The following is a 22,399-nucleotide window of genomic DNA, read 5'->3' as shown; positions in this document are numbered from 1 at the left end:
TTACAATTCATCTCACCATCACTGGCATGATTGTTCCTGTGGGAAATGCCTTCCCTCTTGTCGGGAACCCTTGTAAGACCTCCCCGGGTAAGAACGACCGCTTTCCTTCCATGTGGCTGCTGCATATACTGTTTGAGATTCGGGCAGTATTGGACTTCACCTTGTTACGCAGGCTTATCCGTCTCTATTCAGCCTTAGTATGCAGTTCTTGTTCATCAGCCCAGAAGTTTGCCTCCGGCTTCCTTCAGATTCCACCTCACGATGGACACCCTTGCCTTTGGCTAACAGTTCCTACTGCCAAGCCTGTAGCGGACTTTCACCGCCTAGCTGTCGTCCATGCCGGGCGCACGCAAAAAAGGTGTTAAGGAATCATTATGTTCCTTAACACCTTGTCCCTATCTGAGCTGAAAGACTGCTCATTATTCATACATTTTTATTTGTTAATATCTGCCCCAAAATACTTCTTGCTGATTTTTGCATAGGTCCCATCTTCTTTGATTTCTTCCAGTGCTTTATTAACCTTTTTTAACAACGCTTTATTATCTTTTTTAATCGCTATGCCCATGTGATCCAAAGACAATGGTTTACCTACCGGCTGAATGCTCAGATCATTTTGATTGATGGCATACATCCCTACTAACTTATCCGTAATCACGGCATCCAGTCTCCCCTTCACAAGTAAATCCTGAAGTGCTGTCACATCGCTGTTATAGGTGGATACTTTGTCCGTATATTTCTTTGCCAAGTCTTCATAAGTACTTGATACAACAACTCCTATTTTCTTCCCTTTTAAATCATCGGCGGTTTGGATACCATCATTACCCTTCTTAACGAATACTTGCGCGCCTGAATCATAGTAAGGATCTGAGAAGCCGACTTCTTTTTTTCGATCATCTGTAATAGCCATACTTCCAATAACTGCTTCAAAACGATCAGCCTTCAGTGCCGACAAAATCGTTTCCCACGGATTTGTGACCGGTTTCGGATTCATCCCCATTTTTTTAGCTAAAGCATTACCTATTTCAACGTCAAATCCAACCAACTTTGCATTGTCCTTATAATTAAACGGGGGATACAAACCACTCATTGCAAAAGTAAAATCCTCTTTCTTTTGTGAATCTGTTGCAGAACCTTTTGATCCACATGCGCTGATTAAACTCGCTATCGTTGCAATCACCATGATTATAGCAAATAATTTGAACTTCGTTTTCATAACTGATACCCTCCTTGTTTTTATAAAACGTGTCTTAAAAATTGCTGAACTTTTTCATGTTTCGGATGGTCAAATAACTCATTTGGAGTGCCCTGTTCAATAATGACTCCCTGATCTAGAAAAAAGACACGATCAGCTACTTCTCTAGCAAAACTCATCTCATGAGTGACAATAATCATGGTCATGCCTTCGTTCGCCAGTTCTTTCATGACTTGTAAGACTTCACCTACTAATTCAGGATCCAGTGCAGATGTGGGTTCATCAAATAACATCACCTCAGGTTTCATCGCTAAAGCGCGCGCAATCGCCACTCTCTGCTTCTGCCCCCCCGAAAGCTTATCGGGATAAACATCAGCTTTATCGGCCAATCCCACTTTTTCGAGTAATTGATGAGCAATTTTGATACAATCTTCTTTTTTCATCTTCTTAACATGTACCGGCGCTTCAATAACATTTTCAAGAACCGTTTTATGAGGAAATAAATTAAAGTGTTGAAAAACCATGCCGATATTTTCTCTTACTTTGTGCAGCTTTTTTTTGTCAGAATCGATCAGTTGATCATCAATTAGTAATACTCCTTTATCTTTCATTTCAAGAAAATTCATACATCGAAGCAATGTACTTTTACCGGAACCACTGGGTCCAATGAGAACAACAACTTCATTTCTCTTAATTTCGAGGTTAACGCCTTTTAACACATGAAAATCATGAAAATATTTATGTAAATTTTCAATCTTTATCAACTATTTATCTCCTTCCTGTATCTAATTTTTTTTCGATTTTGTTGATAATGAAGGTAAAGATCAAGATAAGGACGAGATAGTAGATTCCGGCGATTGAATAAAATTCAAGCTGCCTAAAAGTTGCAGCGGCTTCACTCATCGATAAATTAAAGATTTCAGTGATTCCAATAAAGGCAACCAGTGATGAATCCTTTAATCCTATGATAAATTGATTACCCAACGCGGGAATCGCTCTCTTCAACGCTTGAGGTAAAATAATTCGTCTCATGGCAAGGCTATTAGTCATTCCTAGTGATTTAGCTGCTTCCATTTGCCCCTTATCAATTGATTGAATAGCTCCCCTGAATATCTCAGCGATATAAGCACCATTATGTATCGCTAATGCTATAGAACCCGCCCAAAAAGCTGAGAGAACAATGATATGTGTAATTCCAAAATAGAGCCACATAATTTGTAAAATCAATGGCGTTCCTCGTATCGCACCAATATAAATTACAGCTAGCCAATTAAGAAAAGAGTTAGATGAAAGCTTCATCAGTGCAACAATCAATCCAATAAAGCAAGCCATGATTAGTGAAATGATGGTTAGCTTTAAGGTCATGCCTGTTGCGCCAACAAAACCATTAAACGTTTGAATAAAACTGTTTATGAATTTATCTATCTTAACTACCACCTTTCTTTTAGTATCTAATGAATTTTCTAAATATATAAATATTTTAACATATAAGAGAGTGATCAATAATTATCCAAAGCATTAGTCTTGCGTGGTAAAATTTATACATAGTGTACAAAAAAACAAGTAAAGCGAACATACATAAACTGATAAATATTATAAGAAAGCATTTTATTTACCACTTTTAATCTCCTGATTTAAGAGAAGGTTTTAAATCATCTCAGAAAACCGTATGTGTTGATTATTATTGAGCACTATCTTTTTCAATCTCTTGGATGACGCATTCAAAAATTTCTACTAAATCGTCAATTTGTTCCTTTGTTATGATTAGCGGAGGGGCGATGATCACAGCATCCCCTTTAACGCCTTCCTCTCCTGCATTAGAAAAATAGATAAGCAATCCCATTTCCTTCGCTTTTTCAATAACCCGATCCGTCAGTCGATCGTCTGACGGAAAAGGTTCCTTTGTCTCCTTATCAGACACAAATTCAATACCAATTAATAACCCTTTCCCTCGGACATCCCCAATAATGGCACTTCTTTCGCCAACTTCATTCAGACGTTTTTTCAAATACTGTCCATTTTCATCTGCTCTTCTCACCAGCTGATGTTTTTCAATATAGTGCAGTACGGCTAGTGCCGTTGCTGTTGACTGTGGATTCGCACTGTACGTGTGCCCGGACATGACTGACTTAGATCCATTTAATATAGGCTCCATCACACGGTCACTGACAATGGTCGCTGCAATCGGCGTATAGCCTGAACTCATGCCCTTCCCTATAGTCATGAGATCGGGCGCGACTTCCCAGTGTTCAATTCCAAACATTTTGCCTGTTCGTCCGATACCTGTCATCACCTCATCTGCGATAAACAGAATTTCATGGCGTTCACAGATCTCTTTTATTTTTTGATAATACCCTTCAGGAGGGGTAATGGCTGCTCCTGAAGCGCCGATTATGGGTTCTGCAATAAAAGCAGCAATCTGATCCTGACCGATTCTCTTGATTTCTCTTTCTAACTCTTCTGCGCAAAAGAGATTGCATTCGGTGGGAGATTTATGAAATGGGCATCGATAGCAGTATGGAGCAGAAACACTCGGATAATTTTCAAGAAGTGGGGCAAATCGTTCCCGTCGTTTGACATGGCCGGACATGGACAGCGCACCCATGGTAATTCCATGATATCCGATCCATCGCGAGATCATTCTGTTTTTCCGATACATCCCTTTTTCCTGCCAGTACTGAATGGCTACTTTCATTGCTGTTTCTGTAGCTTCAGAACCACTGTTCACAAAAAACGTCCAATTTAAATCGCCGGGAGTAAGCTCACTGATTTTCTTCGCTAACGCTTCGGCTGGCTGAGTGGTAAACTGAGAGCGATAAATGAATGAAACCTTCCCTGCCTGTTCATTCATCGCTTCAATTATTTCATGGACGCCATGTCCAATCCCCACTGTGACCGCTCCTGATGATCCATCAATATATTTTTTCCCCTCCTCATCGTAAATATAGATGCCCTCTGCTCTCACCGCCATTGGATAATCGTGATCAAGAACGGGTTTAATTAAATATTGACGTTTTTGCATACCAAAGTCTCCCTTGTTTAAAATAACATTTTTTACACCTCTTGAAAAAAGATCATGTCTTTTGATTTACATGTTTTATGATCAACTTTAAATCAAGCGGTGCACGATATCATTCAATTTACAGTTTTTAGATCATTCAATATTTTTAGCATAACTCTATATTATTTGAATTTTATTCTTTTTCTATTAGCCCAATTTCAAGAAAATATCTTTGTTTTTTGTACATTATGTATAATGTTATAGAAATAAAGTGCGTCATGATTTCACGTACGCGATTGGAGATGCCAACTCCGGACATACATGAAATAATGATATTTTCCCCCTGCGTCAACCCTTCAAAGTAGCGAGCGTAGATGGTATAATTCGTTTTCGCTTGTTCCGCGATTTTCTTGAACGGAACATTTTGCACCATCCTCATGCCAATATCGAGCGCAACCACCGTCGTCAGGTTATTGATAATGAGGAGATCACCATTGAGCTGGTTTTTGATGGAAGAATAGAGACGAGAGTTAAGGAACTGTTATCAACTGATGGGTACATTAGTTGGGGAACACTATGAAACCCTTGGAGGAAAAAATGGATTGGTATCTTTAACCACGCGTACAAAACAAGGTTACATCGGAGGTAACAGAATGAAATTGTCACATGTACGTCTGCTCACGCCGAACAAATAAATGATTTATTAAGTTAAACGCCATAAAATAAATCGTTTTCATCACTGCTGTGATAAGAGATAGATGCAAAGATATCTTTAGGGAGTGGTAACTGTGACTATTGAAGAAATAAAGACATATTTAGATACTTCGTCTACTGCCATTGAGGCCGCAAAAAAATCGATTTACACTGAATCAGAGATTCAAGAGATGATTGACACGGTTTGCAAAGAGCTTGACCCATCATGGAAAAAGCTTGGACCTTATCAAAAGCTCATTTTCGGATGGTCAATGAGTGCTCCAAAAATGCTGATGTCTCAAAACTATTTGGACGAAGTGATAAAACCATTTATCACTAAGGTCAATCAATCACTCAATTGGAATCTCAGAACACCCGCTGATTTTATGAAGTAATCTTAAACTACCCTTCGCAAACGAGCGGAGAATTTTTTTGATTTTACAAGGTAAAACTTGACCGTTGCACGTGAGCCATTGTATAGTAAAAAAGCTGACAATTATCGATACAACGGTCAGACTAACAGATTAGCCTGAGTGTATTTTTCAAAAAACTTGGTCTGACAATGATTTTACAGCACAGAAACCCGGGGCATTAGCTCAGCTGGGAGAGCGCTTCGCTGGCAGCGAAGAGGTCAGCGGTTCGAGCCCGCTATGCTCCATAATTAAGTAAAAGCTTCACAGGGATTAGCCCTGTGAAGCTTTTTTACTTTTTATCATCATCGGTTACTGGTTTGTCACGACATCACGAATTCGCTGTTCATGATACATCAGGTGTGCCCCGCTTCTTCAAGCACACCCTTGACGCCTACCGTAAAGCGGCACGGGCCAGCGGGATCGATCCTGCTGATCTTCCTGTTGCGACAGCAGGGTATGCATGGATTATTTGGCGAACGAAACCCGACACTGTTCACGTGCGGAAACATCTGAATGGTATAATGATAGCAAGCAAGGATAAAACCCAAACAAGAAACAGGCAATGCCGATACTGATGACAAACGGATACATTAGAATGCATTGATACCAGCAAAGGGTGCACGGAACCAAATGCATAAATTCGCTAAAATACAGACGGCCGCCCGTGGCGACAATGGCGACGATCAACGCGACTAATAGTAGAAAATGATTGGGCATTCTCTTTTTAATCTCGTGGGTTCTTCCCTCTTTGCTTTGTTCCTTCATTAATTATGTGCTGATTCTACATACAAAACTCATTTTAAGCGAAAGTTAATTCATTGAAAATATAGTGTTCCTAGTACCGACTATGAAAGGATAGTGAGGGAGTCCATGGAATCTTCAAAATCAATTGAAAATCAAACACTTTTTCTCGAAGAAATTGAAGAAGGAGCCATCTTAAGAAATTGCGAGATCGACAGCAATCAGGAACGGAAGCTTCTGAGCGGCGTTCAGTTTATCCATTGCGTGTTCCTTTTTGATGATTTTACGAAAACAGAGATTTTAGACTGCTCTTTTTCACACTGCGAGTTTTCCAACTTTGATTTTGAGAAAGCGATCCTGTATCGAGATACGTTTACCGCCTGCAAATTGTTAGGCACAAATTTTATCCAAGCCACCTTCAAGGATGTGCAATTCACCGACTGTCTCATGACCTATGTGAATTTCTCAGAATCAAAATTCACGAATGTCACCTTTGAAACGGATAAAATAAATGAAAGTTCTTTCCAACATGTGCAGATGAAGAAAATGAAGTTTGATCGTTCCTTCATCGATGGTGCTGATTTCAGTGAGACATCGCTTAAAGACATTAACCTGTCCAGCTGTGAATTTTCGATGATCCGAATTGACGTTAACTTGGCAAGAGGACTAAAAATCAATCAATTTCAGGCAGCCGGCCTTATCTCATCGTTTGGGATTAAAGTGGTTGAATAATTCCACGTTCACACTGGAGCAACTCTATTTTAAGTATTTTTTCGGAATCGATAGGGTTGGCGAACCGAGGGCAAACGGAGCAGCCTCATACTGTGCGAATTCTTTGACAATTGACTCATTTGCGGGTAGCGAATGTACATTAATTCTGGGGTGCTCATCCGAGATGGCATGTCCTTCTTCCAAATATTAGATACATTGATTTTTGAATCCATTATAATGATGCTATTACGAAAAGTTGGATGTGATCCTAATGACCATTGACTATTTAACGGAAGCGCGTGTGCCCGATTTCGTCGCATACTGCAAGAAACACCGCACGGAAGTGGATGACTCCTTTCTCTACGATGAAAATTTGGCAGACTTCACGCCTGATGAGGAAAATCCTACTTATGTACTGCTTAATAAAGAAGGCATAATTGTTGGAGCGGCGTCATTGCTCATGGATGATTATTACCGCAGAAGTAAACGTGGCCGTTTTCGTATTTTTCATTGCGAAAGTAAAGACATAAAGGATTATCAGCTGCTTTTAGATACAATGAAAAAGAATGCGGCTGGCCTGGATGAGCTATCATTGTTTAGTCAAACGACAGATGCTGCATTCATTAAAAAGATTGAAAATCTAAATTTTGTGAAATGGCGCTACTCCTTCCTTTTGGTTAAAGAAGACCTGCCCCCCGTTCCCGTCGATCTGCCCGATGGATTCACTGTTCGGCCATTCCGACCGGGAAAAGATGAAGCCATATGGGCAACGGTGCGCAATGCCGGTTTTGCCAAACTGCTCGGGAGTGAGACTCCGGTAACTCCCGATATGGTCGCTAAAATGATTTCGGAGAGTGACTATCTAGAAAACGGAATGCGGGTTCTTTATCATGGTGACAAGGCTGTTGGCATCGTTCGCGGTGCGGATGATCTTTACGAGGATGCGCCGATCATGAATATCGGACCACTCGCAATCATTCCCGAATACCAGGGACAGGGTTTAGGACGGGCATTACTTCGCGCTTCAATCAACTTTGCCCGCGAAAAGACTTATTCAAGCGCTATTTTATGTGTGAACGGCGAAAATGAACGAGCAAAGACGCTGTATCTCAGCGAAGGCTTCAAACAAGTCGAAGCCGTTGTTTGCTACACCTATTCGTTAATATGATCGTAAAAGGCATCGCTCTTCGCCAATCAGAGAGTGATGCCTTTTTAGCCTTCATTGATGTACTTTTCCTTTTTTACCTTTCTTCGGTGCCTGGTCCAAATCAAGGCTGAAAGTGAAATTATCTTTATTTTTCTTGAATGCGTGCGTTCGATTGACCTGAGGCGAAAAGGTACGCACATAGACTTTATCATGGCTAAGGTCGAAGCCCATGATGCGGATATACCCTTGCCCGCCTTTAACCGATTGGTAATCCGATAAGATTTGCATGACTTTCCGATCCGGCTTACCATCACGATTATCATCAACCGTGTCCACACGTCGCGCTGCGCCATAGCTGTGCCCGTTCATCACCATTCGGACATTACGGTTCGGCAGAACAACCTTTTCGAATAACATTTGTCCTTGGGCCGTCCGTTTCCCGTAGCTCCCGAGGTAGTCATGGACGAACAAAATGGCGATCCGGTTGCGATATACATTCAAAACATGATTCATCCAGGCGATTTCTTGCCCGCCAATGCCCCATCCCATGCCAAGCATAATGTAGTTCTGACCATTCGCGTTAATTAAATCAAAATGCCCTTTATTGTTATCATAGGATCCCCCGTACCACGGATTCCACATATACCGTTCTTCGCCAAAATAGCGATCAAAAGAGCGGTAATTCTTTTGAAATCCGACATCATGGTTTCCGGTGATGATACCATACGGCACTTTTGCCTCGTCCAAGATATTCATCGCCTTGTCGGCGGCCTTCCATTGATACGGTTGATCATAATTATTAACAATATCTCCTAAGTGAAAAATATAGTTTAGTTTCAGTGAATCACGGTTGCTGACAAACCAATGATTCATTCGTTTGAAGATATCCGGGTGAGATCGACTGTAATACTGCGTATCCGGAAGGACGCCAAATGTAAAATCAATCGTATGTATTCCTTTAAAAAGTTTGTGTGCAACCTTCGGCTCCTGATTCGCATTCGGAGTCAACTCCGGTTTTTTGAAAAAGACATGATGGATTCGTTTGGAATCGCTCATATGTCGCTCAGCCGTTACCATTTGAGCATTTCGTTCTGCATGATTCCCCGGGAAAAGACTAAGAAGCCCAGAAATGACACAAATAACGAAAAAAAAGACAATTAGAATTTTTAAAGCAAGAAAATCTCGCCAATTATTACGTCTCATAACCCTCTTCTCCCTTCTGCGGTCAGACCATTTTCGTGATGGACCTGCTCGCATGGTTTCAGGTCGCCCTCACGCCTTCCCAAGCTGATGTACTTTCTCAACGATTCCACACGCGCATCCCTTCTTTAAACTGCACCTTCTTGCCATTTTCATGCAAAAAAAAAGAACTTTCTCCAGAAATCCTGAAAAAAGTTCTCTTTAAACTACCCATTTTTTATAATAAACTAGATGGCGTTACACTTGGTGGAATCAGACACTCATAGGTCTCACCATCGAGCCGCTCCTTAAATTCACGCGTTGCCGCCGCCAGCAGTTCCGGATCTTCCACAGCTTTGAGCGCGGTACACGCCATGGCCTCGCCAGCAAACAAAGCCGCATTCAGCGCAAAATCTTGTGTACCCTGAGCGACTACTTGCCATGTATGAGGAACCGTAGCGAATGCCCAAGTTGAGGTAAAGCACTGGGCAGTTGGCACATTCCAACTGACATCGGAAACATCAGTAGAACCTTCCATAAAGGTTTCTTGGTCAGGGCATGGAATAATCCAGTCGGCGATCGGTATTTTGGCGATCTTTTCCCGCTCGTCATTCGTTAAGAATTTCATTGCAAAATTCTTCTCATTGTCACCCAATGAATCGTATATATCCCTTATAAAAGCCTCATCTTTTTTACTCGGTTCAGGAAAACCAATTTCCTCCATATAACCGGCCATCACTTGATGCAGCGCCGTGTTCGGAATCAGGTTGCAACAGCCGCCTTCAATTCGATAGCTCATTTCCGTGTCGGTCATGAGCGCCGCACCTTTTGCGACATTGACAACACGTTTGAACAATTCCTTTACTTCATTTGGTTTCGGCGAACGCACAAGAAATCGTTCTTCAGCAATCGCTTGAACGACATTCGGTGATACTCCACCGGTATTAGTCACCGCGTAGTGGACACGCGCTTTGTCCGCCATATGCTCACGCAAATAATTGACACCGACATTCATCAATTCCAAAGCGTCCAAGGCGCTGCGCCCGAGCTCCGGCAAGGCCGCCGCATGTGCGCTTACGCCTTTAAATGTAAACCGCGCTTCAATGACCGCATTTGACGAAAGATGCTGTACCGCATTTTTTGAATCCGGGTGCCAAGAAAATGCAGCATCTACATCCTTGAAACATCCTTCTCTAGCCATATAAGCCTTGCCGTTTCCGCTTTCTTCAGCCGGACAACCGTAATAACGGACAGTTCCTTTAAGCTGATGCTTCGTCATGTATTCTTTCGCAGCAAAGGCGGCGGCAAGTGAACCGACTCCGAGCAAATTATGCCCGCAGCCATGACCATTTCCATTAGGTACAATCGGATCATGGACGGTTTTGTTTCTTTTTTGACTCAATCCGGCAAGCGCATCGAATTCGCCAAGAAAAGCGATGACGGGTTTGCCTGTCCCATAGCTTCCTATAAAGCCGGTCTTCAAACCTGCGACATCGTGCTCAACTGCAAAGCCTTCATCCTCAAGTGCCTTGCTTAGCAATTCAGCAGATTGAATTTCGCCAAAATGAAGTTCTGCAAAATCCCAAACCGTTTCGCTGAGCGTTTGATAGGTGTCTCTTTTTTCGTAAATCATACTCTTTATCTCATCAATTAGTCCCAAGTTAGCTTCTCCTTCCGTCCCGTGTTTTTATTGTGCGGCAAATTCTGTCAGTAGATATGCCATGTGCAGACTTCCGTCAACATAATCCTTCATGCGGATCGATTCATTTGGCGCATGCGCCTTGGATTCAGCCCAGCCGACACCTGTGCTGACAATCGGAAGATGGAGATATTTATCGAAAACATACATCGGACCTGTTCCAGCTGAATTCGGATAGAGAACAGCTTCGGACTGATACGCCTCCTCAGCAGTCTTCTTGACTAATTTCAAAAACGGATCATTTATATCTGAGCGGAAGGCACGTTGTGACTCAATCATTTCTACCTTAACATCTGAAAAACCGTGACGAGCAAGGTGTCGTTTGAAACAAGCAAGCAGATGCTCGCCGGTTTGTCCGGGAACCATACGGCAATCGATCTTTACCTTCGCTTCCTTAGGCAGTACGGTTTTGGCACCTTCACCGATATAACCGCTGACCATACCGCAAATCGTTAAGGTCGGCTGCAGCATCAGCGCATCCTGAGGCACTTCACCGCGCGCTTCGGTTATAAACGGACGCGTGAGGCCAAACGATTTTTTCAATGCTTCATCGTTAAAAGGAACTGCGCGAACCGTTTTAATTAATGCTTCATCAGGCTCTTCAATCTCATCAAAAAATCCTTCAACAGTTATGTCGTTATTTTGGTTTTTCATGCTGGCAAGCGCCTGAACCAACCGCCATGCGGGATTGTCAATCACGGCGGCGAGCGATGAATGAATGTCTATAATCGCGCTCTTTGTTGAGAATTCATAATAAGCAGATCCTTTTATTCCGGCAAAAAGCGAAACGCGTTCCGCTGCATCCTTGTTGCCGAACTCCCAGATGCATGCGTCGGCTTTAAAAAGATCTGCGTATTTTTCTAAATAGGCGGCAATGCTTGGACTTCCGACCTCTTCTTCACCTTCAATAAGGAATTTGATGTTGCATGGAAGACCACTCGTGTTCTCCAATGCTTTAATTGCAGCCAAACGCTGCATTAATGTTCCCTTATTATCAGCGGTACCGCGCGCATAAAGAATACCATCTTTCAAATAAGGCTCGAACGGATCTGAATTCCATTCATCAAGCGGATCCGGCGGCTGTACGTCATAGTGATCATAGAAAAGCAAGGTCTTGCTTGCATTGCCTTTCTCACCGGCAGGTAAAAAGCCGTAAATTATCGGGTTGCCGCCTAAGTCGTCAAGTACCTTAACTTCTGCGCCAAGGCTGTTCAATAGTTCAGATACAAAGTTGACCGTTTCGGGAATGGCCAAATTCTGAGCAGAAACTGTTTTGAGTCGTAAATAGCTGTAAAGCGTTTCAATTGATCGATCCGCTTGTGCGCGTACTTCCTCCTCCAGTACTTTCCTCTTGTTGTCATCCATAATATCGCTTCCTTATGTTCATTGATTTGATGGATAAAAAATTTAAACAGCTGACTCAAAATAGAGCAGCTGTTTAAATGTGTATCATTAAGTTGAGCCAATTTTGAAAGCTCAAGATCGCTTATTTCTTGAATGCCCATTTCTGGAAGTTGGCAACTGTGCCCGGCCAGTAAGATGAAGCACCGCCATAAGCAAGATCTTTGCTCTTTACAACAACTTCGTTGTCAGAGTAGAGCGTAACTACAGGCATATCTTTTTCCCAAATCGCTTGAAGTTTGCTGTAGATTACTTTTCTCTTCGCGCTATCAGGTTCTGACTTACCATCAGCAATAAGTTTTGTTGCTTCCTTATTTTCATATTTCATGAAGTTGTAAGCACCTGTTGGTCCGTAAAGAGCGGAAACATCAGGGTCAAGGTTGAACGTGAATCCGATCAAGAGCAGATCGAAGTCACCAGCCCCACCTTTTTGCATAATTGTTGGGAAGTCATAAGTTGTTTCTTTAACTTTTACGCCAATTGCTTTGAAGTTCTGAACAATGATATCGGCGGATTGTTCACGTACCTTGTTTCCGATTGGAACAACGAAGTTCAAGGTTTTGTTGAAGTCCCATCCGGCGTCTTTCAACATTTGTTTCGCTTTCTTAGGATCATATTTGATCACATTTGTGCTCTTGTCGAGATAAGGACTTTGTGATGTGTATGGTCCGTCAACAATTTCACCGTTTCCTTTGAGCAGCTTGTCAACAATTTGCTGACGGTCAATTGCATAAGCGAGCGCTTGGCGAACTTTTGCATTTGGCAACGTCTTAGTGTTGTACTGCATCGTTTGGAATCCGATTTGCGGATGAATTTCCGTTGTTACATTTTTCAGCTTCTTAGCTGTCTCAACATCTTGGAATGGCAAGTTGCCGATACCGCCGGACGTATTCGCTTGAATAGATCCGGATTGAAGTTCAGTTAAAAGGTTCGGTGCTTGCATGATCTTGATAAAGAACTTAGGTGTTTTCGGTTTTCCAAGATAGTAGTCATTGTTTGCTTTGTATTGAATGTACGCGTTCTTGCTGTACGTAACAAATTTATAGGGACCGTTCGTTACGTTCGGTGCCTGTACATATTTGCTCTTTGAGAAATCTGCAGGGGCAATGTCCTTAAGTACATGCTGCGGCAATGTAATGATCTTTGAACCGATCATTTCTTTGACGTAGTTTGGATCAACCGGCTTCTTTGTTTTGAAGGAAACCGTATGTTCATCAATCTTTTTCAAATTCGGGATCGTTTTTTCGCCGCCAGTCAATTTACCATTACCATCAAGTCCGGTCAATGTGGAAATGTTCGAACCAACAGCAACTTCAGTTTTCGGGTTGGCAATTAAGTTAAAGGTGAACACAACGTCATCAGCAGTAACCGGTTTACCGTCCGTCCATTTCGCCTTTGGATTCAGGTTAATTGTATAGGTCTGGTTATCTGATGTGTCGATTGAAGTTGCCAGCTTCGGCTGGAATTTCAATGGCGCGGTCATGTCAAGAAAAGCATCCAGCATCACGCGAATCGCGAACTGACCACCGATGTCACCCGTATTAATTGGGTTAAATCCGCCCGGAGGATTGACTGTTCCAAGATAAATCGTATCTTTTGTCTTGCCGCTGCCTGACGATCCTGAACCGCCGCCACAAGCGGCAAGGAGCAGAAGCGACATAACCATTAATGAAGTAATCACATAGTTCAAAATACGTTTTGGCATCGATTTGTGTCGGTTCATTGTGTTGTGCATCCCCTTTTATATATGTTTTATTTCGCATTTTGCGACTCAATGGCATCGCGAAGACCGTCACCGATAAAGTTTACCGAAAGAACGGCCAACAAGATCATTAAGCCCGGCGGAATCCACAGCCAAGGCTGCGAAGATAGTACCGTGATCGATTCCGCTTGTGTAAGCATGTTCCCCCAACTAGCTGCCGGAGGCCGAACCCCCATCCCCAAGAAGCTTAACGAGGCTTCCATGATGATGGCCGAAGCGACACCGAATGTTGCGTTAACGAGAATTGGTGCTAATGCATTCGGAAGTATGTGCTGAAAAAGAATCTTCGGCGTCGAGTAGCCGAGGGCAACACCTGCCTTTACGTAATCCATTTCTTTTATTGAAAGCACACTGCCCCTGACCAAGCGGGCAATGGCCGGCCAACCGAGAAGACCAATGACAAGTGTAATGTTAAAGAGGCTTGGTCCGATAATACTTACCAGCACAAGAATGACCATAAAATAAGGAAAGGACATAAACACATCGGTCAAACGCATGATAAGCATATCGATCCAGCCGCCGAAATACCCGGCGACCAGCCCCAAGACAATACCGATTGCAACATAGATCGCAACAGCACCGATCCCTACAGTAATCGATACTTGAGCGCCAAAGATCAAGCGGCTCATTACATCGCGCCCGACCGGATCGGTACCCAGCCAGTGTGCTGCAGACGGCGCTGCCTCAAATTCATTGAAAATCTTCGCCGGATCCTGAGGCGAAATCACCGGCGCCAACAAGGCAATCAAAAGAATTAAGAGAAATACGACAACGCCTACGCATGCAAGACGATGCTTCAAGAATCGCCGCATAATCATATGCAGATACGTTTCTTCTTTTTCAAATGGGACGACCATCTGGCCTGACGTTTCAGTACCGGCCAATTCCGGCACATTTTTGTTCGGATTTAATTTCATCGCCATGTCACCTGCTCCTCCTTAGTCATACCGTATTCTTGGGTCGGCGACAGCATAGAGAATATCTGTCAGCAAGTTCGCAAAGAGTACGGTGCATGCTGCAAGCAGATTAATCGCCATCAATGTCGAATAATCTCGAGATGTAATGGATTGGATGGTGAGCAACCCGAGTCCCGGCCATTGGAAAACCTGTTCGGTGACAATCGCGCCGCCAATCAGCAGCGGAATGTCAATACCGATTACGGTTATTATCGGTATTAATGAATTTCTCAATGCGTGTTTGTTTGTAATCAGGAATTGTGACAGGCCTTTTGCTTTAGCCGTTCGCAGGTAGTCTTTGCCCAGAACATCCAACATACTGGAGCGGACATACCGCACCATGTTTCCGCCAATGCCTGTCGCGAGCACAAGAACAGGAAGCACAAGGTGATTGAACGTATCGATAAAGCTGCCATCCCCGCCAAGCGTATTCATACTTCCGGTCGGGAACCAGAGCAGTTTGCTGGCAAAAACATAGATAACACCAAGTCCTAGGAAAAAGTGTGGTACTGAAATACCAAAGAAAGAAAATCCGGTAACTATATAGTCAATCCAGGAATTCTGCTTTCTCGCACAAATGATGCCAAGCGGAATGGCAATCAAGTAGCCGACAATAAGTGAAACGCCCATCAGAAGAACGGTTGGTCCGACATGGGCCATCAGAATCTGCGTCACAGGCTCACGTGTTGAATAAGAAAATCCGAGATTGCCGTGCAGCAGTTGAACGAGCCAGTTCCAATATTGCACCCAAACCGGCTGATCAAGCCCCAGTGCATGTTTTGTAGCGGCGAGTTGCGCTGGTGTCGCGGACGGATTGACCATCATATCGACCGGATTTCCCGGAGCAAGATTAATAATTAAAAAGTTCAGTACGGTTACCCCGAAAAGCACGGGAATGGCAATCAAAATTCGCCGAATAATGTATTGAAGCACCTAAATTCCTCCTTTCAAGCATTTCTTTCGTCAATAGGGAAATGACACGCAACAAGATGTGCTTTACCGGTTAACTCCGGAGCTTTCTCACGGCAAATATCCTTTGCGAAAGGGCAACGGGTATGGAACACGCAGCCTTTTGGCGGATTTGCCGGACTCGGAACGTCGCCTTCGATGACCATCTGATTCCGATTGCGCTCATGCGGATTCGGAATCGGATAGGCATTCAGCAAAATCTCTGTATATGGATGCTTCGGATTTTCGAAAATGTCCCGTGTCGTCGCAAGCTCCATAACTTTTCCCAAATACATGACCGTTATCCGGTCGCTGATATACTTCACGGCACCAAGTCCGTGAGCAATAAAAACATAGGTCAGATTCAAGCTTTTTTGAAGATCCTTGAGCAGGTTGAGTACCTGTGCTTGAATTGATACATCAAGAGCTGAAACCGGTTCATCGCAGATAATCAATTTTGGTCTCAGCATCAACGCGCGGGCAATACCGATACGCTGGCGCTGGCCCCCGGAAAATTGATGTGGGTAACGGTTTTTATATTGCTTCGGAAGCCCAACAATTTCCATGATTTCATTAACTTTTTTATCTGCCTCTTCCTTCGTTGCCAGCTTGTGTGCGAGCAGCGGTTCAGCAAGCAGGTCGCCAATCCGTTTTCTTGGATTTAATGAAGAGTAAGGATCCTGAAAAATGATCTGTAAATCAGTTCTCAGCTTTCTCATTTCTTTATGCGAAATATTCGCCAAGTCTTTCCCTTGAAAAATAATTTGTCCGGCTGTAGGATCTTCCAGACGGACAAGGGATCGTCCGGTTGTGGATTTTCCGCAGCCTGATTCGCCGACAATACCCATTGTCTCTCCGGGGTAGATGTCAAAACTTACATCATCAACCGCCTTAACGTAACCAACCGTTTTAGAAATGACACCTTTTTTAATTGGATAGTACTTTTTCAAATGCTTGACTTGAAGTAAGGGCTTCACCTGATCCAGCGGCATGTTCACGAGCTCACTTCCTTTTCAGCGTGCTTCTTTTCATAGTCTTTCTCTTCATTTTCATAAAGGAAACAACGAATGCTGTGCGCCTGTTTGTCCTCTATGGATTTAAGTTCCGGCTTTTCTGCTAAACAACGTTCCATTGCATGAGGACAACGGTCATAGAAACGGCAACCCTTTGGCATGTTTCGAGCACTTGGTACCGATCCCGGAATGGAAGTAAGGCGCATATCGTCCGGATTAGTTATATGCGGAATTGATTCCATTAAACCGAGTGTGTACGGATGTTTGGGATTATCAAATAGCGTGTACACATCGGTTTCTTCGACAACCTGTCCCGCATACATGACAGCCACCTTATCGGCCATTTCCGCTACTACCCCGAGATCATGTGTGATCAGAATGATGGCTGTATTGGATTCTTCACGCAATTTTTTCATTAATTCAAGAATTTGCGCCTGGATCGTTACATCCAAGGCCGTTGTCGGTTCATCGGCAATCAGCAGCTTCGGCTTACAGCTCAGCGCCATGGCGATCATCACCCGCTGTCTCATCCCTCCGGACAGTTTGTGCGGGTATTCATCGATAATGCCTTCAGCTCTTGGAATGCCTACTTTTTTCAGCATCTCAATAGCGTATTTCTTTGCTTCACTTTTTGAATACTTCATGTGCAGCCTAATTCCTTCAGTCAGCTGATCACCAATGGTAAGCACTGGATTGAGTGAAGTCATCGGTTCCTGAAAAATCATTGAGATATCGTTTCCACGAATCTTTCGCATCTGTGCTTCTGTGGCCTTCGCAAGATCCTTGTCTTCAAAAAGAATGGATCCTTCTGTAACCGAACCATTACGGTCCAAAAGATGCATGATTGAAAGCGATGTTACTGATTTCCCGCAGCCTGATTCGCCGACAAGGCAGATCGTTTCCCCTTCTTTCAAATCGAAGCTCACTTCGTCAACTGAAGTAACAGGTCCCTTATCTGTTTGAAATTCGGTTTTGATTTTGTCTACCTTTAAGAGTTCACTCAAAACGTTGACCCTCCTCATTTTTTCCCGACAGCCACATTCCCAGTTAATTCTGGTATTTCTTTGGCGCAAAGATATTTATCAACCATCGATAGGAACGCCTTGCCTGCGACAAGCATCACACGTTCATCAAAATTGAACTTTGGATGATGGTGCGGATAGCTTGCCCCAACCTCAGGATTCCCTGCTCCGGAAAACCAGAACATGCCTGGCTTTTCCAGCAAAAAGCTTGAAAAATCTTCTCCGCCCATTTGCGGAGCAATTTCAACAGCCGTTCCTTCGCCAAATGTTTCATCCATGGCCTTCTTGAAAACGTCGGTTTCCTTTTCATGGTTGAAGACTGCCGGATAACCGTCATGATAAGCCACATGTCCCTGCGCATGGTACGCGGCACATACATTTTCAACAATGGACGCCAATTCTTTTTTTATTAATTCGCGAACAGCCGGGTCAAAAGTTCTCACTGTTCCTTCCAGAACCGCCGTATCGGCAATCACGTTCGGAGCGACACCGGCATTGAATTTGCCTATGGTCACAACAGCCGCTTTCTGCGGATCAACTTCTCTTGCAACGATCATTTGAAGCTGATTGACAACCTGAGAAGCGACAGCCACAGAATCAATGGACAGATGAGGTGCGGATCCATGTCCGCCCTTTCCTTGAATGCTGATTTTTATGTAGTCTGCTGCAGCCATGAAATAACCTTTGCGATAGCCGATCGTTCCAAAAGGAACCGTACTCCAAAGATGTGTTCCAAAGACCAAGTCGACATCATCTAAGCAGCCATCCTTAATCATCGCCTGAGCACCGCCCGGAGGATATTCCTCAGCAGGCTGGTGAAGCAGTACGACATCACCCGCGAGTTCACTCCGATGTTCTTGGATCACTTTAGCTACGCCAAGCAAGGTTGATGTATGACCGTCATGTCCACAAGCATGCATCACATTCGGTACCTTCGATTTATATGGAACATCTGTTTCTTCATCAATCGGAAGTGCGTCAAAGTCCGCGCGCAATGCAACAGTCAACCCTGGTTTTGCACCATGAATTCGAGCAACAATCCCATACCCGCCGACATGCGTCTTAATGTCGGTGATTCCAAAACTCTTGAGTTTCTCCAGAATAAAAGCCGCGGTTTCTGTTTCATGATAAGAGAGTTCAGGATGCTGATGGAGGTAGCGTCGCCACTCTACCATCGTATCGAAAGATTTTTCTAAATCGTCAGACCATGAATCGTTCATTTTCTGACCTCCTGCTAAGAAATTAATTACTAGTAGTAACAATGAGAACAATGAAATTATAGACTATTTTCAGAATTCGCAAAAACTATAAAGCAATTATAAATGACTTGAAACTATTAGTCAAAAAAATTATTAAAATAATAAATGATTTTCACAAAAAATGTGACTTTTCCTTACATGAAGTGAGCTATTCTTTCATAATAAATTCTTTTTGTATCTTTTTTTGAATAAAGGACCAATATATTTCGAGATATGATAGAATTTATTACAATGATAATAAATTTTCGAGAATTTGACAATACACATTAAAAAAATTGTTCAAAATTTTATCACAGTTGTAGTATTCTAGTAACAGCACTTAGTTACAATTCGTTCAATAAAAGTCCTGTTTTTCTATCAATAGAGGCTACTAATCTAGGAGTGATCATTATGGGCGATCAAAATCTAAGTGGTGACACGGTCATTCGCGATTTACGTGCGCTTCCCCAAGTTAAAGACGCATGTGACTTTCTCATTTCAGACAATGAACGAACGACTTCAGAGCAAATTGAGTTAACGTCAATTCCCGCTCCTCCGTTCAAAGAATCAGAAAAAGCATTGTGGATGTCCGAACGGTTCAGAGATCTTGGTTTGCAGGAAATTCATACAGATGCTGAAGGAAATGTATTGGGGTGCATTCAGGGAATTGATGATGAGAGGAAAGTTGTGGTTTCCGCTCATCTTGACACGGTCTTCTCAGAAGGCACAGTTGTTGAACCTGTGATTAAGGATGGAATCGTCTTTGCGCCGGGCATTTCAGATGACGGCAGAGGCCTTGCCGTTCTGCTCACACTGATTCGCGCGATCAAAAATTCCGGTATTAAGCCGGTTCGCACCCTGCTTTTTGTCGCCACGGTCGGAGAAGAAGGGTTAGGGGATTTACGTGGAGTAAAAGCACTTTTCAAGACCCGCGCCGATATCAGCGGTTTTATTTCGATTGAACCCGGAAGTCCTAACCGTATCACAGCCACCGCTGTCGGCAGTCACCGTTATAAAGTTGCTTTCAAAGGTCCTGGCGGTCACAGCTTCGGAAATTTCGGCATTCCAAGTGCGATTCACGCGCTTGGACGAGCAATTGCTCGAATCAGCGACATCGAGGTTCCTGCCGATCCGGTCACCACTTTCACTGTTGGTACAATAAGCGGGGGTACTTCAATCAATTCAATTGCACAAAATGCGGAAATGGGACTCGATATGCGCTCGGTATCGCAGGAGGCATTGATTGAACTAGAGACTAAAGCTATTGCTTGCATCCATCAATCCGTTGCAGAAGAAAACGCGCGTTGGAACAAAGGCGAATTGATACAGGCTGTGATTGAGCGCGTTGGTGATCGTCCGGCCGGTTCACAGGCAGAAGAGGCGCCTGCTGTTCAAGCAGCAATCGCCGTCCTCCGCGCCTTTGATCTTGAACCGGAACTTCTGCCCATGAGTACGGACTCCAATGTGGCGATCCACTTGGGCATTCCCGCGCTCACTTTAGGCGGCGGCGGTGATTGCGGCGGCATGCATACGCTGGAAGAATTCTATAATCCGGAAAAAGCGTACGTTGGCGCCCAAACGGTTCTCTTAACTGCACTTGCCTTCTCCGGTATTGCCGATGCAACGCCATCAGTTTTACACTAACTTTACTTAATTTTGCTTAGAACCGCATCTTGCGGCTTTAATAGATTAATTAGCTAAATTACATAAAGGAGACTTCCCTTTGACAACAAAAATCAAAGACATTGAATTAGAACAAAAATTGATTGAACACCGTCATCAGCTGCACGAAAATCCCGAATTGTCCTTTGAAGAATATGAAACAACCAAGGCATTGAAAGGCTGGCTGGCTGAAGCTGGTGTCGAGATGCTCGACTTGCCTCTAGAAACCGGGGTACTCGCAGTCATTCGAGGAGAAAAACCAGGGCCGGTCATCTGCCTGCGCACAGACATCGACGCCTTGCCGATCCAAGAAGCGACAGGTCTTCCATTCGCATCCAAGGTACCCGGCAAAATGCATGCTTGCGGTCATGACTTTCACACCGTTTCCATTCTTGGCGCGACATTGCTGCTGAATGCGCGCAAAGCCGAACTCGAAGGAACGGTTAAAGTAATTTTCCAACCGGCTGAAGAAAATGGCGGCGGTGCAGTGAAAGTGCTGGAAACCGGGGTCCTGGATGATGTACAAGCGATCTTCGGTATGCATGATATGCCGCATATTCCGACAGGAACAATTGGCATCAAACCTGGCCCTTTAATGGCCGCCGTTGATAAATTCACGATTGATGTAGAAGGAACGGGAACCCATGCTGCAGCTCCAGACAAAGGTATAGACTCCATTCTCGTCTCGGCGCACATCATGACCGCGCTCCAATCCATTGTTGCTCGGAACATCTCGCCGCTGAATAATGCAGTTATCAGCGTCACACGCCTTGAAGCCGGAAATACATGGAATGTACTGCCGCAAACGGCGCAAATGGAAGGCACCGTGCGCACGTTCCAGGAACATGTGCGCGATCAGATTCCAGCAAAAATGCAGCGCGTCGTTGAAGGCGTAGCCGCAGGACTCGGCGCAAAGGGAACCTTGCATTTTACAAAACTCGGACCCGCCACGATCAACAACGAGAAGCTTGCTAATTGGGCTGTGGAGACTGCGAAAGCATCAGGATTAAATGTGATCACACCAACTCCTTCAACTGCCGGCGAAGATTTCGCCGAATATATGAAGAAGATCCCCGGCGCTTTCTTCTTCATGGGTGTTTCCGGAAACTCAGGGTTGCATCATCCGGACTTGATCATTGACGAGAAAGCGATTCTGCCAAGTGCCAAATTCTTTGCGGACCTGGCCGTCGACATGTTGAAAAAAGTCACCGATCTGTAATTGAAAAAACAGCTCAAAATGAAAAGCACTGAACGACCGTTAAACGGTCGTTCAGTGCTTTTTAAATGAGAAAAAATAGGTACCGCACTGTTCTGAAGTTATGCAGTGCGCAAAAAAGACGGAGTGCGAAGTAAATTCGTTACGAGTTTGGGTTCGTTCGTTACGAATTTCGGTGACTTTGTTACGATTTTGAGCTCTTTCGTTACGATTTCCCTTCGGTTCGTTACGAGTCTAGGAATTCGTTACTACTTTCCATGAGTTCGTTACGACTTTGGGAATTCGTTACTACTTTTTCGTGGTTCGTTATGAGTTTGGGAATTCGTTACTACTTTCCATGAGTTCGTTACTACTTTGGGTTCATTCGTTACTACTTTTTCACGGTTCGTTACGAGTTTGGGAATT

Annotated in this window: 19 protein-coding genes and 1 tRNA gene; 6 read left to right on the top strand and 14 right to left on the bottom strand. The window is 43.7% G+C overall.

Annotation, left to right across the window (positions count from 1 at the left end; translation table 11 throughout):
* Positions 1-433 precede the first annotated feature (433 nt).
* The 4 genes from BM003_RS10260 to BM003_RS10245 all read right to left on the bottom strand — a co-directional run bounded on the left by BM003_RS10260 (position 434) and on the right by BM003_RS10245 (position 4,214).
* Positions 434-1,213 carry an ABC transporter substrate-binding protein gene (locus BM003_RS10260; RefSeq protein ID WP_425441046.1) on the bottom strand — a complete coding sequence of 260 codons (780 nt, stop codon included), beginning with the start codon at positions 1,211-1,213 and terminating at the stop codon, positions 434-436.
* A 20-nt stretch (positions 1,214-1,233) separates the two neighbouring features.
* Positions 1,234-1,956 carry an amino acid ABC transporter ATP-binding protein gene (locus BM003_RS10255; RefSeq protein ID WP_093672760.1) on the bottom strand — a complete coding sequence of 241 codons (723 nt, stop codon included), beginning with the start codon at positions 1,954-1,956 and terminating at the stop codon, positions 1,234-1,236.
* 4 nt (positions 1,957-1,960) lie between these two features.
* On the bottom strand, positions 1,961-2,629 hold the full coding sequence (locus BM003_RS10250; RefSeq protein ID WP_281242893.1) for an amino acid ABC transporter permease: 669 nt from the start codon (positions 2,627-2,629) through the stop codon (positions 1,961-1,963).
* 244 nt (positions 2,630-2,873) lie between these two features.
* On the bottom strand, positions 2,874-4,214 hold the full coding sequence (locus BM003_RS10245) for an aspartate aminotransferase family protein (protein ID WP_093672758.1): 1,341 nt from the start codon (positions 4,212-4,214) through the stop codon (positions 2,874-2,876).
* Positions 4,215-4,981: 767 nt separating this feature from the next.
* Here BM003_RS10245 and BM003_RS10235 point away from each other — a divergent pair.
* Together BM003_RS10235 and BM003_RS10230 are read left to right on the top strand one after the other, a co-directional pair.
* On the top strand, positions 4,982-5,281 hold the full coding sequence (locus BM003_RS10235) for a hypothetical protein (protein ID WP_093672754.1): 300 nt from the start codon (positions 4,982-4,984) through the stop codon (positions 5,279-5,281).
* A 190-nt stretch (positions 5,282-5,471) separates the two neighbouring features.
* Positions 5,472-5,544 (top strand) — tRNA-Ala (locus BM003_RS10230).
* A 220-nt stretch (positions 5,545-5,764) separates the two neighbouring features.
* On the opposite strand, the gene BM003_RS17370 is transcribed toward BM003_RS10230, so the two are convergent.
* Positions 5,765-6,016 carry a disulfide bond formation protein B gene (locus BM003_RS17370; RefSeq protein WP_143128451.1) on the bottom strand — a complete coding sequence of 84 codons (252 nt, stop codon included), beginning with the start codon at positions 6,014-6,016 and terminating at the stop codon, positions 5,765-5,767.
* A 153-nt stretch (positions 6,017-6,169) separates the two neighbouring features.
* Between BM003_RS17370 and BM003_RS10220 the strand changes: the two genes are divergently transcribed.
* Both BM003_RS10220 and BM003_RS10215 read left to right on the top strand, forming a co-directional pair.
* Positions 6,170-6,772: a pentapeptide repeat-containing protein gene (locus BM003_RS10220; RefSeq protein WP_093672750.1), complete on the top strand. Its 603-nt coding sequence runs from the start codon at positions 6,170-6,172 to the stop codon at positions 6,770-6,772.
* Between the two features lie 250 nt (positions 6,773-7,022).
* Positions 7,023-7,919, top strand: coding sequence for a GNAT family N-acetyltransferase (locus tag BM003_RS10215; RefSeq protein WP_093672748.1), 897 nt, complete (start codon positions 7,023-7,025; stop codon positions 7,917-7,919).
* A gap of 51 nt (positions 7,920-7,970) precedes the next feature.
* On the opposite strand, the gene BM003_RS10210 is transcribed toward BM003_RS10215, so the two are convergent.
* From BM003_RS10210 to BM003_RS10170, 9 genes are all read right to left on the bottom strand, one after another.
* Positions 7,971-9,101, bottom strand: a complete 1,131-nt coding sequence (locus BM003_RS10210) for a metallophosphoesterase (RefSeq protein ID WP_093672746.1) — start codon at positions 9,099-9,101, stop codon at positions 7,971-7,973.
* A 214-nt stretch (positions 9,102-9,315) separates the two neighbouring features.
* Positions 9,316-10,737, bottom strand: a complete 1,422-nt coding sequence (locus tag BM003_RS10205; RefSeq protein ID WP_093672744.1) for a M20 family metallopeptidase — start codon at positions 10,735-10,737, stop codon at positions 9,316-9,318.
* 27 nt (positions 10,738-10,764) lie between these two features.
* A complete protein-coding gene (locus tag BM003_RS10200) occupies positions 10,765-12,141 on the bottom strand; it encodes a M20/M25/M40 family metallo-hydrolase (protein ID WP_093672742.1) in 1,377 nt (458 codons plus the stop codon).
* Between the two features lie 121 nt (positions 12,142-12,262).
* On the bottom strand, positions 12,263-13,900 hold the full coding sequence (locus BM003_RS10195; RefSeq protein WP_093672740.1) for an ABC transporter substrate-binding protein: 1,638 nt from the start codon (positions 13,898-13,900) through the stop codon (positions 12,263-12,265).
* A gap of 29 nt (positions 13,901-13,929) precedes the next feature.
* Positions 13,930-14,862 carry an oligopeptide ABC transporter permease gene (opp4C, locus tag BM003_RS10190; RefSeq protein WP_093672738.1) on the bottom strand — a complete coding sequence of 311 codons (933 nt, stop codon included), beginning with the start codon at positions 14,860-14,862 and terminating at the stop codon, positions 13,930-13,932.
* 15 nt (positions 14,863-14,877) lie between these two features.
* Positions 14,878-15,828 carry an ABC transporter permease gene (locus BM003_RS10185; RefSeq protein ID WP_093672736.1) on the bottom strand — a complete coding sequence of 317 codons (951 nt, stop codon included), beginning with the start codon at positions 15,826-15,828 and terminating at the stop codon, positions 14,878-14,880.
* 14 nt (positions 15,829-15,842) lie between these two features.
* A complete protein-coding gene (locus BM003_RS10180) occupies positions 15,843-16,835 on the bottom strand; it encodes an ABC transporter ATP-binding protein (protein WP_093672771.1) in 993 nt (330 codons plus the stop codon).
* Between the two features lie 2 nt (positions 16,836-16,837).
* Positions 16,838-17,860: an ABC transporter ATP-binding protein gene (locus tag BM003_RS10175; protein ID WP_093672734.1), complete on the bottom strand. Its 1,023-nt coding sequence runs from the start codon at positions 17,858-17,860 to the stop codon at positions 16,838-16,840.
* 14 nt (positions 17,861-17,874) lie between these two features.
* Positions 17,875-19,098: a M20 family metallopeptidase gene (locus tag BM003_RS10170; RefSeq protein WP_093672732.1), complete on the bottom strand. Its 1,224-nt coding sequence runs from the start codon at positions 19,096-19,098 to the stop codon at positions 17,875-17,877.
* Between the two features lie 429 nt (positions 19,099-19,527).
* Here BM003_RS10170 and BM003_RS10165 point away from each other — a divergent pair, with 429 nt between their 5' ends.
* Both BM003_RS10165 and BM003_RS10160 read left to right on the top strand, forming a co-directional pair.
* Positions 19,528-20,760 carry a M20/M25/M40 family metallo-hydrolase gene (locus BM003_RS10165; RefSeq protein WP_093672730.1) on the top strand — a complete coding sequence of 411 codons (1,233 nt, stop codon included), beginning with the start codon at positions 19,528-19,530 and terminating at the stop codon, positions 20,758-20,760.
* A 79-nt stretch (positions 20,761-20,839) separates the two neighbouring features.
* The gene (locus BM003_RS10160) at positions 20,840-21,997 is read left to right on the top strand and encodes an amidohydrolase (protein ID WP_218143242.1); all 1,158 of its coding nucleotides are present in this window, start codon (positions 20,840-20,842) and stop codon (positions 21,995-21,997) included.
* The last annotated feature ends 402 nt before the right edge of the window (positions 21,998-22,399 follow it).

It is taken from the genome of Sporolactobacillus nakayamae, assembly GCF_900113325.1.
GTDB lineage: Bacteria > Bacillota > Bacilli > Bacillales > Sporolactobacillaceae > Sporolactobacillus > Sporolactobacillus nakayamae.
This window is presented reverse-complemented; position numbering and strand designations above follow the sequence as displayed.

Excerpts from the sequence above, each read along its gene's own strand:
- BM003_RS10260 (WP_425441046.1), bottom strand. The coding sequence starts at position 1,213 with ATGAAAACGAAGTTCAAATTATTTGCTATAATCATGGTGATTGCAACG.
- BM003_RS10245 (WP_093672758.1), bottom strand. The coding sequence starts at position 4,214 with ATGCAAAAACGTCAATATTTAATTAAACCCGTTCTTGATCACGATTAT.
- BM003_RS17370 (WP_143128451.1), bottom strand. The coding sequence starts at position 6,016 with ATGCCCAATCATTTTCTACTATTAGTCGCGTTGATCGTCGCCATTGTC.
- BM003_RS10220 (WP_093672750.1), top strand. The coding sequence starts at position 6,170 with ATGGAATCTTCAAAATCAATTGAAAATCAAACACTTTTTCTCGAAGAA.
- BM003_RS10215 (WP_093672748.1), top strand. The coding sequence starts at position 7,023 with ATGACCATTGACTATTTAACGGAAGCGCGTGTGCCCGATTTCGTCGCA.
- BM003_RS10210 (WP_093672746.1), bottom strand. The coding sequence starts at position 9,101 with ATGAGACGTAATAATTGGCGAGATTTTCTTGCTTTAAAAATTCTAATT.
- BM003_RS10200 (WP_093672742.1), bottom strand. The coding sequence starts at position 12,141 with ATGGATGACAACAAGAGGAAAGTACTGGAGGAGGAAGTACGCGCACAA.
- BM003_RS10195 (WP_093672740.1), bottom strand. The coding sequence starts at position 13,900 with ATGAACCGACACAAATCGATGCCAAAACGTATTTTGAACTATGTGATT.
- opp4C (WP_093672738.1), bottom strand. The coding sequence starts at position 14,862 with ATGGCGATGAAATTAAATCCGAACAAAAATGTGCCGGAATTGGCCGGT.
- BM003_RS10180 (WP_093672771.1), bottom strand. The coding sequence starts at position 16,835 with ATGCCGCTGGATCAGGTGAAGCCCTTACTTCAAGTCAAGCATTTGAAA.
- BM003_RS10170 (WP_093672732.1), bottom strand. The coding sequence starts at position 19,098 with ATGAACGATTCATGGTCTGACGATTTAGAAAAATCTTTCGATACGATG.
- BM003_RS10165 (WP_093672730.1), top strand. The coding sequence starts at position 19,528 with ATGGGCGATCAAAATCTAAGTGGTGACACGGTCATTCGCGATTTACGT.